Source organism: Clostridium sp. MCC353, assembly GCF_018785315.1.
In the GTDB taxonomy this organism is placed as follows: Bacteria; Bacillota; Clostridia; order Lachnospirales; family Lachnospiraceae; genus CHH4-2.
In genome coordinates, this window is record NZ_WQPN01000006.1 from 121,007 (window position 1) to 134,972 (window position 13,966).

Consider the following 13,966-nt stretch of genomic DNA (forward strand, 5'->3'; position numbering starts at 1 on the left):
TCCAAATTAAAGTAAAGGGTGAAGCCATTTTCGAAAATGCCTTCACGCCTAATGTAACGCCAAAAGTAAAAATACTACCCCATTTTTTTCTGCCCATAATAGGCTCCCGGCCCGTGTTTTCTCAGGAAATGCTTGTCCTGCAGGCACTCCGGCGCCGGTTTCACCTGAGGATTCAGCATCTCGGTCATAAAATTCATCTTAGCCACTTCCTCCAGAACCACCGCATTATGCACCGCTTCAGCCGCGTCTTTTCCCCACGTAAACGGCCCGTGATTCTTGCACAGTACCGCAGGCACATGAACGGGGTTCTTCCCCTTAAATGTCTCAATAATCACAAGCCCGGTATTCTTCTCATACCCTGCCTCGATCTCTTCTTCCGTCAAGTTCCTGGCACAGGGTATTTCTCCATAGAAATAATCCGCGTGGGTGGTTCCATAGCAGGGCAGTCCCCGTCCGGCCTGAGCCCAGGCTGTGGCCGAAGGAGAATGGGTATGTACAATTCCCCCGATTTCTGCAAATGCCTTATAAAGCTCCAAATGGGTGGCCGTATCGGAAGAGGGGTTCAAAGCGCCCTCCACTTTATTGCCGTTCAAATCCATTACCACCATATCTTCCGCCTTCAGAACACCGTAATCCACACCGCTGGGCTTTATTACAAACAGACCGCTTTCCCTGTCAATTCCGCTGACATTTCCCCATGTATAGGTGATAAGGCCTCTTTTTGGAAGTTCCATATTAGCCTCATAAACCTGTCTTTTTAATTCTTCTAACATAACCAACGCCTCTTTTCATACATTTTATTTGAGATGATCCACAGCCGCCCGCTCGATTGCCAGGCCATCCGCGTACCGGGCAATAAACCGGTCAAAGCCTTCCGCATCCAAAGGATCGGGCTCCATACTAATACCGTCCTCCTGTGCAAATACCTCCTCCGAAAGATAACATTCCAGGCTCTGGCCTTCTTTTTTGTCCTTCATATAAGCGGCCAGCAGAGCGATGCCCCATGCTCCGCCTTCTCCGGCCGTCTCCATTACAGCAACAGGCGCATTCATGGCCGCAGCCATAATTTTCTGCCCCACGCCCTTTGTCTTAAACAGGCCGCCATGCCCGTATACTTTGTCCACCTTAATCCCCTCTTCTTTTAACAGGATATCCAGGCCGGTTTTCAGCGCTCCCAAAGCGGTAAACAAATGCACCCTCATAAAGTTTGCAAGATTAAACCGGCTTTCCGGCGTTCTCACAAATAGCGGCCGTCCCTCTTCAAACCCGGTAATGTGCTCGCCGGAAAAATAATTATAAGCCAGAAGTCCGCCGCAGTCGGAATCCCCTTCCAAAGCCTTTTGATAGAGGACGGAGAAAAGCTGATCCTTATCCATTTTTACGCCAAATGCCTCCGTAACCTCCTGGAACAGCGAAATCCACGCATTTAAATCTGAAGTGCAGTTATTGCAGTGTACCATCGCTACTGGATCACCCGACGGAGTTGTCACAAGGTCAATCTCAGGATGCACCTTTGACAGCTCTTTTTCCAGAACGATCATCGCGAAAACAGAGGTCCCGGCAGATACATTTCCCGTCCTCACGGCTACGCTGTTGGTGGCCGCCATCCCTGTTCCCGCATCCCCTTCCGGAGGGCAGAACGGGATTCCAGCCTGAAGGCTGCAGGAAATGTCCAGAAGCGCGGCTCCTTCTTTTGTCAGCGTCCCCGCCTGCTCGCCCGCAGTAAGCACTTTGGGGAAAATATCTTCCAGCCGCCAGGAATATCCATAAGAAGCGGCCAGTTCATCAAACTGTTTTACCATCCGTGAATGGTAGGTTTTGGTGGAGGGATCAATCGGAAACATGCCGGATGCCTCTCCCACTCCCAGCACCTTCTCTCCTGTCAGTTTCCAGTGGACATAGCCTGCAAGGGTGGTCTGAAAATGAATGTCAGCCACGTGCGTTTCCCCGTTTAACATGGCCTGGTACAGATGGGCAATGCTCCATCTTTGGGGAACCGGGTAGCCAAACAGCTCTGTCAGCTTAACAGACGCTTCCTCCGTTATGGTATTCCTCCATGTGCGGAATGGGGCCAGCAGACTGCCATCCTTATCAAATGCCATATATCCATGCATCATAGCGCTGAAACCAATGGAACCGATGGTGGTAAGGGTAATTCCATACTTCTCCGTCACTTCCCGGGCCATAGCGCTGTAACTGTCCTGAATCCCAGTCCAGATATCTTCCAATGTGTAGGTCCAGATATGGTTTTCAAACCTGTTTTCCCAGTCATGGCTGCCTGACGCGATTGGAGTGTGATCCGGCCCGGTCAGCACTGCCTTGATGCGTGTGGAACCCAGCTCGATTCCCAGGGAAGTTTGCCCCTGCCGGATTGCTTTTATCAGTTCTTCTTTATTAAGTCCCATAAAATGTTCCTCCTGTGATTTTTAAAAAGGATCCGGATCCATTTCTCATACAGATCCTGCGTCCTCATTCCCTATGATTTAAGTCTATCGTAACTGCTTTCAGTTGTACAGCACCTTTCTCAAAACCTTTAACAATTTTTTGTACTGCGCTAACCAGTTCATACAGGTTCAAACCGTTACATTTCCTAAATTTCTCAGGCCTAATGTTCTGTAACTTTTTCTTCTTTTATGGTAAACTAAATAGGATTTTATCAATCGCAACAGGATTTTTAAATGCGATGAAACCAAATTGAGAGCTGGCGCGTCTAATTTATATAGAAGACACCGGATACGGCAGCATTTACATAACAGGAGATTAAAAATGGCTGAAAATACAAAAAAGAAAAAAGCGCCAGGCAAAAAGCCGGGTACCAAACCCAAAACTTCTTCCAGAGCTCCCGGCAGGGCAAGAAAGAAACAAGAACGGGAAGACCGCATGAAAGGCACCCTGCTTTTTGGCGTGAAACTGGTGATTGTGCTGGCGCTGGTGGCTGGTGTATCACATGCTTATTTATATGGAAAAGGGATCTATGACAATAATCAGAATAAAGAGATGGCCGCAAATGCCACCGGTGATTTCTCACCGGAAAGCACGCTCCCTGAAGATGAAGGAAATTATAAAATGCCAACCGGTGAAAATACCGGGCAGACTGATTCTTCCAATGGTTCGGACGGGAAGAACGGGCACGGATCATCTGAGGGAACTTCCGGTAAAAATTCCGAAAAAAATGGGGACAGCGGTTCCGCCTCTGAGATGGCGCAGGAACCCGCTTCCTCTGAAACTGTGCCTGTCAAGGTAGACGCGTTAGGGTCTGAAACAGAGCCTTTATCCACGGAAGTTCATATTTTACCTGATGTTGAGATCGATCCTGAAGTCCCAACTGTTCCGGCGGTCGTGACGGAAAATCCTCAAAATCAGGGTGGAAATCCGCAGAACCAGAGCGGTATCTCCCAGGCTCAGAGCGGAAATCCGCAGGCACAGAGCGGCGCCTCCCAAACTCAGAACGGCCTTCCCCAGGTGCTAAACGGCGCCCCGCAGGCACAGACAACAGAGATTGCCGAACAGGCTCCGGCCCTTCAAAGCATACCATCTCCCGGCTTTGTCGATCCTTCTAAGCCTATGATTGCATTTACCTTCGACGACGGCCCTTATACAAAAGTGGATAAGAAAATATTGGATGTGCTTGAAGCCCATGGGGGACGGGCAACATTTTTCATTGTTGGCAGCCGGGTTGAGGATTATAAAGAGACTTTAAAGCGGATTTATAACTCTGGTTCTGAAATCGGGAACCATACATTCAATCACAAAAACCTGGAAAAAATCACTCCGGAAGAAGTGGTTTCCCAGGTTGAAATGACGAATGATGCGGTGGCAGCCGTGACCGGTTTCCGCCCGAAACTGGTTCGTGTTCCCTACGGCGCCTATCAGGGCCAGGTGACAGGACTGGTTAATTATCCTCTCATCCAGTGGAACGTGGACACTGAGGACTGGAAAAACAAGGATAAAGCCTCCGCGCTGGATTCCATTCTCTCCCATGCAAAAGACGGCAATATCATCCTGATGCACGATCTCTATCCCAGTACCGCAGAGGCATTCGAAGAGGCGGTTCCCCTGCTGACCGCCCAGGGATTCCAACTGGTCACCGTCAGTGAAATGTACGCCGCAAAGGGGATTGAGATGGAGGCGGGGAAGGTTTACTTTAATGTGAAATAAATTTTTCCGGCATTATCTGCCCAGGCTGGTACATAAAATATGTATTCATCATTCATTGCAACGTCTGCTATATTTTGATAAAGCACGCAGCATTATATAATAAACGGCAGCCACCGGGACGCAGCAGATCAGCCCTACAAAAGCCTGAAACAGTCCCTTTAATCCAATCATGAAATGCAGGGCCGGGGGCAGGGTGACTTTTTCATAAACCATTCCCGCCAGTTGGGGCGAACAATAAATGAAATATGCCATGACAGCCGCTCCGGCCAGAATCGCTGCAAATACCACCAGTAAAATTGCTGCGACAACCGCGTATTCTTTACGGCTTATTTCCAAATTTTCATTTCCCATAACAGTATCCTCCTTCTGTTTTATATAGGAAAATTCTATTATCGGATTATGGCTAAATTATGAATTTTACCATTAAGATGTCGTTAAGGATAATCCCCGGCCCGCAGCTAAAATAAACCATTATATTTCGGAATCGGATAATCCAGCTCATAGCATTTACAGAGATCCATAAAACTCCGCACTGATTTGGACAGCAGTTTATCCCTGTGATAAACGATATAAAACCAGCGTTTAAACTCAATCCCTTCCACTTCCGCGATATAGATCAGCCCCTTTTTCAGCGGGCCGGACACCATGCGTCTTGGAACGACGGCTATGCCCAGTCCGTGAATCACCGCATTTACCAGGGCGGTGGTGCTCATGGCTTCCCATACGGGATTTATTACAATGTTATTGGCGGCCATTACCTGCTCAAACACTTCCCGGGTCCCGCTTCCGTGTTCGCGCAGAAGGAAACGGTGCTTTTTGAACTCTTCTTTTGTCATGATCTGGCCGGGATAATAAGGCTGGCGGGCAGGGCATATGACCGCCAGAGAATCTTCCATATATGGTTCCGCCATCAGATTTTCCTGGTGGACGGAACTTTCATTTAACGCAAAATCCAGCTCATTATTGAGCAGTTTCTGTTCCAGCACGTCTGATGTATCGATCAAAACTCTGATATCCAGATTGGGGTGCATTTTAGAAAATGCCTCCACATAATTGGCCATAAACTGTGATCCTATGGTGATACTGGCCCCAATTCTCATGATTCCGAATGAATCCCAATTTTTAAGCCCTTTTTCCATATCGTCAAACAGGGTGGAAATGCGGACGGCATATTCCCGAAACTGTATGCCCGCTTCGGTTATGTAAAGCCGCTTTCCGATCCGGTCAAACAGGCTGACGCCGTAGTATTTTTCAATTTCTTTTATGGCAAGCGTGACGGCAGGCTGGGCCATATACAGCTTTTCTGCCGCTTTGGTCAAATTGTATCCGCATTCGCAGACCGACAAAAATATATGAACGTGACGGATGGTCATGGCGCATCTCCTCTATATAATAAATTCATTATGATTACTATATAATTATATTATTTTTTTTATATGCGATCAAGTGATATATTGGAATCAGGAAATAGAGATCAATCAATATTGATCCGTGAGGAGGGAAGTTATGAATTACTATATTCATTTTGGAAAATTGTATCAGAAGATAAAGAACCAGCAGGAAATGTGTTTGTGCTATATCAAAGGACCTTTCTATTCCACTAATAAGACGATCATTTCTTCCAAGGACAACACCATACTGAAGGCGGAAATTGTACAGAAAAAGAAAGACGGCAGGCCGGAAAGCCGGAAATATCTGCTCAAAGATGACGCAGATCATATCATCGCCGAGGGAGAGCTTGAATATGCAGAAGGCGCGGATCCATGGCCGGTATGCCACGCGCCCAGGGTGGACCGTCTTCATATTCAAATGGATGATTCCGATTACGAGCTGAAAATGCTGAACAGCCAGAATTTTGTTATGGAAGACCAGCAGAAATGCAGTGTGATGGAAATCATTCACAATGATATGGGCGGCGGCTGGAACACCATCATTCACAAAGATCTGGATTCCTCCGTTGTGATGGGATTGTTTGTATTCTGCCGGTATTTGGACAAAGAAAATGAATTCGTTGTTGTTTAGTAGAAAGAATAAGGGTAAACATAACATGGAAAAGCATATTTTAAGAAAACTGTTTTTATCGACTTTGTATTTGAGCGCATTTACATTTGGCGGCGGATATGTGATCGTCACGCTGCTGAAAAACCGTTTTGTAAATGACCTGCACTGGATTGATGAAGAGGAAATGATGGATCTGGTCGCCATTGCCCAGTCCTCTCCCGGCGCAATTGCCGTAAATGGAGCCATTGTGGTGGGCTACAAACTGGCCGGCCTGCCTGGTATCGCCTGTGCGATCCTGGGGGCAATCATACCGCCGTTTTTTATTCTGACCGTCGTGTCATTTTTCTACACTGCATTTAAGTCTAATTTCTTCATTCAGGCTCTGCTAAATGGAATGCGGGCCGGCGTGGGGGCGGTTATCATTTCAGTTGTATACGATATGGGAAGCAGTGTGACCAAAACCAAAGATCCGGTTCTGTTAGTCATTATGGTAGCGGCATTTATTGCAAATTATTATGGCAGAATCAATGTCATTTTCATCATACTTCTGGTAGCTCTTTTAGGGGCTGTCCGCACCATATGCCGGGAACACAAAAAGGAAGGGGTTCATCATGACGTATATTAATCTGTTTTTAGCATTTCTTCAAATCGGCGCTTTCAGCTTCGGGGGCGGCTATGCGGCAATGCCTCTGATCCAGGCACAGGTTATCGATAAATATCACTGGCTTACCATGACTGATTTCACAGACCTGATCACCATCGCGGAAATGACCCCGGGCCCCATTGCCGTGAACTCCGCAACCTTTGTGGGCAACCAGATCGCCGGCATTCCCGGGGGGCTGATCGCCACCATCGGCTGCATTCTCCCATCCTGTATTTTTGTAACCGTACTGGCTAAACTCTACACAAAATACCGGGATCTGACTTTAATGCAGGGGGTGCTGGAATCCCTCCGCCCCGCCGTTGTAGCCATGATCCTGACTGCGGGCATAACAATCCTGGTTCCCGCCTTCTTTTTAAGCGGCCACGTAGGCTTTACAGGAGGCAATTTCCAGCTCCGGCCTGTTCTTTATTTCGCAGGGGCAGTATTTCTTCTGCGGAAATGGAAAACGGATCCCATCAAGGTGATGGTTTCCTGCGGGGTTGTTGAAGTTATTTATCAAAGCGCGGGGAGATTTCTCTAAAAATGGGGATTTAATTGGAGTACGTTACGCAGGAAAGCGGGACGAGGGGGCGGAGGGAGGACCGGGGCTCGGAAAGGGGCTGGGCGGTATCCAACGGTGTCGGAAGGCGGCTTCCAACCGTAAGTTAAAATAAGGCAGCAGGGACGAAAAAAGACGGTCCGATGCCCATTCACGGTAAACTCTTTATGGGACTTTACCGTTCAGTGGGCATCTCAGAAACTGATTTGGTTTTCAGTTTCTGCCCGTCTTTTTTAATCCCTGCCGCCTAAGTTTAACTAAACGTTTTCCAGATGCCTTCCGACACCGTTGGATACCGCCCAGCCCCTTTCCGAGCCCCGGTCCTCCCTCCGCCCCCTCGTCCCGCTTTCCTGCTGTTTTTCTCTGTTCAAGGTATAAAAGGCCGTTTAAATTCTTTTTTTTCACTAAAATAAACGTTTTCAAATGACTACATCATGTTAAACAGCTAGAATATAGGAATACCGCCAGCGATACAAAATCTTTTTCTTTTTATTCTTTTTATTTCTGTAATACCCGATACACAGCCGTGAGGAAGGGAAATCCGGGGCGGGCGGCCGCGGATGACCGGGATTGGGGGGCATATGCAGACCCTTAGAAATACTTGGTCTTCAAGAGCGGAAAAAGGCAGGCAGAAACTGAAAACCGAATCAGTTTCTGAGGTGCCCACTGAACGGTGAAGTCCATAAAGAGTTCACCGTGAATGGGCACCGCACTGCCTTTTTCCGCCCTTGAAGGCCTAGTATTTCTTAGGGTCGGAATCCGTCCCCCAATCCCGGTCATCCGCGGCCGCCCGCCCCGGATTTCCCTTCCTCACGGCGTTACTCCCGCGAATTACTAAAAAAACGACTAAATAAGCAACCTATTCCCACCCTCCCCACACCTCTGGCCGGTATCCAATGGTCGCCTTTTTTCCATTTCTCACAACGGGAGTTTTTAAGACCTGCTGGTTTTCCAGTATTTTTTCTTCTTTATCTTCCATTGCAAGATATTTAATTAAAGCCAGAAGGTCTTTATCTTTGCAGTTTTCATCGATCATATTTTCATATCCGCCCACCGCCTGCCTGACGCTGCTGAATTCGCCTTTGCTCATGGGCTTTTCTTTGAGATCGATGAACTGGAATTTGATTCCCCGCTCTTTAAAATAGCGCTGTGCCTTTTTGGTGTCAAAACATTTTGTTCTTCCAAATATCTGTATGTTCATGTGCTGCCTCCTGTTGTCTGTTATACCGCTTCCGTCCACATTTTAAACTGGCCGATGGCCTGATCGATTGAGCTGCAGTCCGGGCCCTGGTTTTTAAGGCCGTTTTCTTCAATAGCAGTTACATGGAAAATGTAATCGTTAACAGGCACGTAATCCATTTCAATCAGCACATTGGCTTCTACATCCTGAAGCAGCACAATGGATGTCTGGGTGCTGTGGATGTATTTTTGTACTTCCGATAAATATTTCACGCAGTTTTTTTCCTGAGAAAAGATGTCCGCCAGTCTATTCAGCTTCTCTTCCCTGTCGGCTGACGTGCATTTTGTGTAGTTCCACATAGGCCCTCCTTGTCGTTGAATGTCCGTGTGATCCGGTCAAAACTATTTTCCGGCGCATGGGACCGTATCATGATCCTGTCTATAGTTTATCATATCTGAATCCACCTTACCACTCAAGTTCTGCAAAAATGCAGACGGAGCCAGTCTGGCGGCCGGTTCCGGCACCGTAAATAAAACAAATTGACAATAAAATGGGGATATTTTACACTGTTAAGAGCAGGGTGTCGGTTCAGCGCCCCTGCAGAGCCTGGGAACAGAATTCAGCCCCAAAATTGAGCAGAAATGATGCCCGGCTTTGGAATCGTAAAAAACTATGGAAAGGGAAGTATAAAATGACGCTTCTGCAAGACCTTTTTCTCACATTTGCCAAAATAGGGACGTTCACGTTTGGCGGCGGCTATGCCATGATTTCATTGATCGATCACGAATGCGTGGATAAAAAGAAATGGATTTCCTCTGATGAGCTGATGGATATCACAGTGATCGCCGAATCCACACCGGGGCCTATTGCGATTAACTGCGCCACCTATACGGGATACAAAAAAGCAGGATTCGCAGGAGCCGCCGCCGCAACATTAGGAATCGTACTGCCGTCATTTCTTATTATATTAATCATTTCCTCCTTTATGGAAAACCTGCTGCAGTATGCGGTCATTGAACGTGCGTTTAAGGGGATCAGAATCGCCGTGGCTCTGCTGATTATTCAGGCGGCTGTAAAAATGATTCGGAAAATGCTGAAAAAATCATCCAATAAACTGCTGAGCATTGGGTTTGTGGCTGTGTTTTTCAGCATCACGTTATTTTTAAATCTTTCAGGAATCCGGTTTTCAACCATCTATCTGATTCTGACCGCCGGGCTGCTGGGATATTTTATCTATTCTGGTCCGGGACGGAAAGGGGACGCAGGATGATTTATATTTCTTTATTTTTCGCATTTTTAAAGATCGGGATGTTTGCATTTGGCGGGGCCTATGGGGCGATTCCGCTGATTCAGGAAAGCGTGCTGGCCCATGGCTGGATGGACGAAGCCATGTTTGCCAATATTATCGCCATAAGCGAATCCACGCCGGGGCCCATTATGGTCAATGCGGCCACCTATATCGGAAGCAGCCAGGCGGGAGTTCTGGGAGCTGCGGCGGCTACGGTGGGAGTGGTTCTGCCGTCATTTATCATCATTCTGATCATCACTGCCCTGCTCCACAGTTTCCTGAAAAACAGGAGCGTCCAGGCGGTGCTGAAAGGAGTTAAGCCGTGCCTGATGGGGATCATTCTGGCGGCCGGGTTATTTATGGCGGTAAAGGCGGTGTTTGGGGGCGGAGGGGACTTTTATTTCGATTTTACATCATTTATACTTTTGATTTTGCTTGCAGGCGGCGCTGGGGTCGTAAAATACAGATGGAAAAAGGAGATTTCGCCTATAGCGCTGATTGTTATCGCGGGTGTTTTGGGAGCTGTGATATTTTAGCTTTCGCCAAATCCCTTTTAATATAAAGGGATTTGGCATTTAATGTAAACCCCGAAGCCGTTTAAAGTAAAGGGTGAAGGCATTTCGCGAAATGCCTTCACCCTTTACTTTTATTCCCCATCCATCAATATCATAAATGCCTCATAAGGCCGCAGAATCCCATCTTCCCTATTCTTATAATTTCCAATCAAAACCCTTCCCTTCTCCCCCATCTCCTCCGGCATTTTAAACGCTGCAGTCCCACCATGAAAGTTCGCTGCCACCAGAATTTTCTGCGATCCAAAACTCCGCACATAAGCAAATATATCAGCATCTTCTTCGTACAGCAGCCGGAAATCCCCTTCTACAAAAATATCATACGTTTTGCGCAGTCTGATCAGGCTTTTATAATAAGAAAATACAGAATCCTGATCATTTATCTGTTTTTTTGCATTGATCTCCGTATAATTGGGATTCACCTTCAGCCATGGGGTTCCTGAGGTAAAGCCGGCGTGTTCCGTATCGTCCCACTGCATGGGGGTTCTGGCATTGTCCCGGCCTTTGGCATAGATGGATTCCATGATTTCTTCTTTTTCGAACCCCATTTCCAGCCGCTCCCGGTACATGTTCATTATTTCAATGTCCCGGTATTCCGATATGTCAAACCGAACATTGGTCATTGCCAGCTCTTCCCCCTGGTAGAGATAGGGCGTCCCCTGCATTCCGTACAGGATGGTGGCCAGCATTTTGGCTGATTCGACCCTGTATTCACCGTCATTTCCCCACCGGGATACGATCCGGGGGAGGTCGTGGTTGTTCCAGAACAAACTGTTCCAGCCTTTTTCATGGAGAGATGTCTGCCATTTTGCCAGCACTTTTTTCAGCTTCACAAAATCTAACGGCGCTAAATCCCATTTTGCCTTGCCGGGCTGTTGATCCAGGCCGCTGTGCTCAAACTGAAAAACCATGGAAAACTCGCTGCCGTCCGGGCTGCTGTAAACTCTGGCGTTCTCCGTATTGGCGCCCCAGGCTTCTCCTACCGTGATCAAATCACCCTTTTGAAAGGTATTCCTGCTCAGTTCCCGTATGTAGGCATGGAGCATGGGGCCGTTTCCGGTGATTTCCAAATCCGGCTCCTTGGCGATCTGGTCAATGACGTCCAGGCGGAAGCCGCCCACCCCCTGATCCATCCACCAGTTAATCATGCGGATGATCTCTTCCCGTACTTTTGGGTTATCCCAGTTTAAATCCGGCTGTTTTACGGAAAACTGGTGGAAATAATACTGCCCCAGTTCCGGCACCCACTGCCAGGCGGAACCGCCGAAACAGGCCCTCATCTCATTGGGCGGGCAGCCTTCTTCTCCGTCTCTCCATACATAATAGTCATGGTATGGATTGTCCTTCCCCTTTACCGCCTCCTTAAACCAGGGATGTTCATCGGAGGTGTGGTTCAGCACCAAATCCAGAATGATGCGGATCCCCCGCTTTCCCGCCTCCTCAATCAGCCGCTTCATATCTTCCATAGTTCCAAACATGGGGTCAATATCCTGATAATCCGAAATGTCATAACCATTGTCATCCTGAGGAGAACGGCACACCGGGCTGAGCCAGACGGCCCCGATGCCCAGATCCTTCAAATAATCAAGACGGTCTATCATTCCATTTATATCCCCGATCCCATCCCCATTGCTGTCCTTAAAACTCTTGGGATATATCTGGTAAACCACCGTTTTTTTCCACCATTTACAACTATTCTGCGTTTTCAAATTTATGTCCTCCTCGTATTTCTACTCTTTCACAGATCCCATGACGATTCCTGTGATCAGGTATTTCTGCAGCATGGGATAAATAAGCAGCAGCGGGATCACCGCCACCACGATCTTTGCGGCATTCAGGTTCTGGTTTGACACTTCCAGTATATTCTCCAGGGCCCCAGCGCTGGCTCCTGCTCTGAGAAGTTCTTCAATATTGACGCTCAGGGACTGGATATAGGTCATCAGCGGGTAATTGCGCATTTTCGTTATATAGATCAGGCCGCTGTAAAAATCATTCCAGCTTCCCACAATGCTGAACAAAGCCACCGTAGCCAGGCTTGGCTTGGAACAGGGAATAAAAATCCGGGTCAGGATCTGAAGAGGATTGGCTCCGTCCAACAGAGCCGCTTCTTCCAGGGATTTTGGTATTCCCATGAAAAAATTCATCACCAAAATCACGCTGAAAATGGGAACGGCCCCGGGGAGCACCAACGCCCATACCGTATTCAATATCCCAAGCTTTTTAATTACCAGGAATGTGGGTATCATTCCGCCGTTAAACAGCATGGCGAAGATCAGCAGGTACATATACACATTCCGTCCCTTAAATTCCCGCTCTGTCCTGGACAGAGGGTACGCCATCAGCACGATCAGAACCAGGTTCAGCGCCAGTGCCAAAACCACCCGCAGGGCTGATATTCCAAAGGAGCGCCAGAACTGCCTGTCTCCAACTATTTTTGTATAAGCCGCCCAGGTAAATCCCTTTGGAACCAGCCCTACCTGGTTGCCGGTGACGGCCGCGCTGCTGCTGAGCGAAATGGCCAGTATATTTAAAAGCGGCAGGAGACAGCACAGCGCCAGCAGAATTACCAGAATATAGATCATCCGGCACCGGATCTTAGATCCCAGACTTCGATTCTCAATCATTTCCCATCCCCCTTTAAAATATTTTCCGGTCCGCAAACCGTTTTGCCGCCTCATTAGCTCCCACCATCAGTATCATGGCGATCAGGGATTTGAACAGGCCCACAGCGGTGGCAAAGCTGTACTGCCGCCCGATTAAGCCGATGCGGTAAACATAAGTATCCAGAATATCTCCTGTCTGATAGACCAAAGGCGTATACAAGTTATAAATCTGGTCGAAACCTGCGCTCAGAATGCTGGTTAAGTTCATGGCTGCCATCAAAAGGATGATAGGCATCATGCCCGGAATCGTAATATGGAGCACCCGTTTCCACCAAGTGGCCCCATCCATGGCCGCGGCCTCGTGAAGCCCCGGATCAATGGAAGTAATGGCTGCCAGATACACCACGGAATTGTAGCCGAATTCTTTCCATACATCGGTGCCAATGATCAGAGGCTGGAACCACCGGCTGCTCCCGAGAAAATTAATCCGTTCCAATCCGATCCCTGCCAGGAACTGATTCACGCTGCCGTCCAGGTTAAACAGGTTTACCACCACAGAGGCCAGCACAACCCAGGACAGGAAATGAGGGAGATAAACAATGGTCTGCACCCATTTTTTTATGTATTTGATCCTGATTTCATTCAATAGAATGGAAAAACTGATTGCCGCCAGCGTTCCCAGAATGATCTTTCCCAAAGCGATGACCAGGGTATTTTTAATAACCTGGGAAATATCCGGCAGTTCCAGCATGTAGCGGAAATGTTCAAGGCCCGCAAAGGGAGAGCCGAAAATCCCTTTGCTTGGAACATAATCCTGAAATGCCATCACAATCCCAGCCATTGGTACATAGCTGAACACCAGCAGAAACAGCATTCCCGGCAGCATCATCAGATGATAGGTTTTCTGGGAGCCGGTAAGGGGCTTTTTCTTTTTATTCAAATGTCCTCCACGTCCGTTCATC

15 protein-coding genes are annotated in these 13,966 nt (G+C 47.9%); 6 read left to right on the forward strand and 9 right to left on the reverse strand.

Going from position 1 to position 13,966, the window contains the following annotated elements; translation table 11 throughout:
• Positions 1-74 precede the first annotated feature (74 nt).
• Both GPL15_RS01780 and GPL15_RS01785 read right to left on the reverse strand, forming a co-directional pair.
• On the reverse strand, positions 75-773 hold the full coding sequence (locus tag GPL15_RS01780; RefSeq protein ID WP_215695372.1) for an L-ribulose-5-phosphate 4-epimerase: 699 nt from the start codon (positions 771-773) through the stop codon (positions 75-77).
• Between the two features lie 24 nt (positions 774-797).
• Complete coding sequence (locus GPL15_RS01785) at positions 798-2,405, reverse strand: FGGY-family carbohydrate kinase (protein WP_215695374.1); 1,608 nt, start codon at positions 2,403-2,405, stop codon at positions 798-800.
• 361 nt (positions 2,406-2,766) lie between these two features.
• On the opposite strand from GPL15_RS01785, the gene GPL15_RS01790 reads away from it, so the two are divergent.
• Positions 2,767-4,158 carry a polysaccharide deacetylase family protein gene (locus GPL15_RS01790; protein WP_252198028.1) on the forward strand — a complete coding sequence of 464 codons (1,392 nt, stop codon included), beginning with the start codon at positions 2,767-2,769 and terminating at the stop codon, positions 4,156-4,158.
• A 48-nt stretch (positions 4,159-4,206) separates the two neighbouring features.
• Here GPL15_RS01790 and GPL15_RS01795 read toward each other — a convergent pair whose 3' ends face one another.
• The gene (locus GPL15_RS01795; protein ID WP_215695375.1) at positions 4,207-4,509 is read right to left on the reverse strand and encodes a hypothetical protein; all 303 of its coding nucleotides are present in this window, start codon (positions 4,507-4,509) and stop codon (positions 4,207-4,209) included.
• 107 nt (positions 4,510-4,616) lie between these two features.
• Complete coding sequence (locus GPL15_RS01800; RefSeq protein WP_215695377.1) at positions 4,617-5,531, reverse strand: LysR family transcriptional regulator; 915 nt, start codon at positions 5,529-5,531, stop codon at positions 4,617-4,619.
• Between the two features lie 133 nt (positions 5,532-5,664).
• On the opposite strand from GPL15_RS01800, the gene GPL15_RS01805 reads away from it, so the two are divergent.
• From GPL15_RS01805 to GPL15_RS01815, 3 genes are read left to right on the forward strand one after another with little or no spacing between them, the layout of a single operon-like run.
• On the forward strand, positions 5,665-6,180 hold the full coding sequence (locus GPL15_RS01805; protein WP_215695379.1) for a hypothetical protein: 516 nt from the start codon (positions 5,665-5,667) through the stop codon (positions 6,178-6,180).
• 25 nt (positions 6,181-6,205) lie between these two features.
• Positions 6,206-6,784 carry a chromate transporter gene (locus GPL15_RS01810; RefSeq protein WP_215695381.1) on the forward strand — a complete coding sequence of 193 codons (579 nt, stop codon included), beginning with the start codon at positions 6,206-6,208 and terminating at the stop codon, positions 6,782-6,784.
• Positions 6,771-7,343, forward strand: a complete 573-nt coding sequence (locus GPL15_RS01815) for a chromate transporter (protein ID WP_215695383.1) — start codon at positions 6,771-6,773, stop codon at positions 7,341-7,343. The genes GPL15_RS01810 and GPL15_RS01815 overlap by 14 nt, the downstream gene beginning before the upstream one ends.
• An 877-nt stretch (positions 7,344-8,220) precedes the next feature.
• On the opposite strand, the gene GPL15_RS01820 is transcribed toward GPL15_RS01815, so the two are convergent.
• Complete coding sequence (locus GPL15_RS01820; RefSeq protein WP_215695385.1) at positions 8,221-8,562, reverse strand: arsenate reductase family protein; 342 nt, start codon at positions 8,560-8,562, stop codon at positions 8,221-8,223.
• Between the two features lie 20 nt (positions 8,563-8,582).
• Positions 8,583-8,900 (reverse strand): hypothetical protein, encoded by a 318-nt coding sequence (locus GPL15_RS01825; protein WP_215695387.1) that lies wholly within the window; start codon positions 8,898-8,900, stop codon positions 8,583-8,585.
• A 332-nt stretch (positions 8,901-9,232) separates the two neighbouring features.
• Between GPL15_RS01825 and GPL15_RS01830 the strand changes: the two genes are divergently transcribed.
• Positions 9,233-9,811 carry a chromate transporter gene (locus tag GPL15_RS01830; RefSeq protein WP_215695389.1) on the forward strand — a complete coding sequence of 193 codons (579 nt, stop codon included), beginning with the start codon at positions 9,233-9,235 and terminating at the stop codon, positions 9,809-9,811.
• Complete coding sequence (locus GPL15_RS01835; protein ID WP_215695391.1) at positions 9,808-10,365, forward strand: chromate transporter; 558 nt, start codon at positions 9,808-9,810, stop codon at positions 10,363-10,365. Before GPL15_RS01830 ends, GPL15_RS01835 begins: the two co-directional genes overlap by 4 nt.
• Positions 10,366-10,475: 110 nt before the next feature.
• Here the strand turns inward: GPL15_RS01835 and GPL15_RS01840 are convergent, their stop codons facing one another.
• Genes GPL15_RS01840 through GPL15_RS01850 form a run of 3 tightly spaced genes read right to left on the reverse strand, consistent with a single transcriptional unit; the run spans position 10,476 to position 13,965 of the window.
• Positions 10,476-12,110: an alpha-glucosidase gene (locus GPL15_RS01840; RefSeq protein ID WP_215695393.1), complete on the reverse strand. Its 1,635-nt coding sequence runs from the start codon at positions 12,108-12,110 to the stop codon at positions 10,476-10,478.
• Between the two features lie 21 nt (positions 12,111-12,131).
• Positions 12,132-13,025 carry a carbohydrate ABC transporter permease gene (locus GPL15_RS01845; RefSeq protein ID WP_215695395.1) on the reverse strand — a complete coding sequence of 298 codons (894 nt, stop codon included), beginning with the start codon at positions 13,023-13,025 and terminating at the stop codon, positions 12,132-12,134.
• Between the two features lie 13 nt (positions 13,026-13,038).
• Positions 13,039-13,965: an ABC transporter permease subunit gene (locus tag GPL15_RS01850; RefSeq protein ID WP_215695397.1), complete on the reverse strand. Its 927-nt coding sequence runs from the start codon at positions 13,963-13,965 to the stop codon at positions 13,039-13,041.
• Position 13,966: the final 1 nt, after the last annotated feature.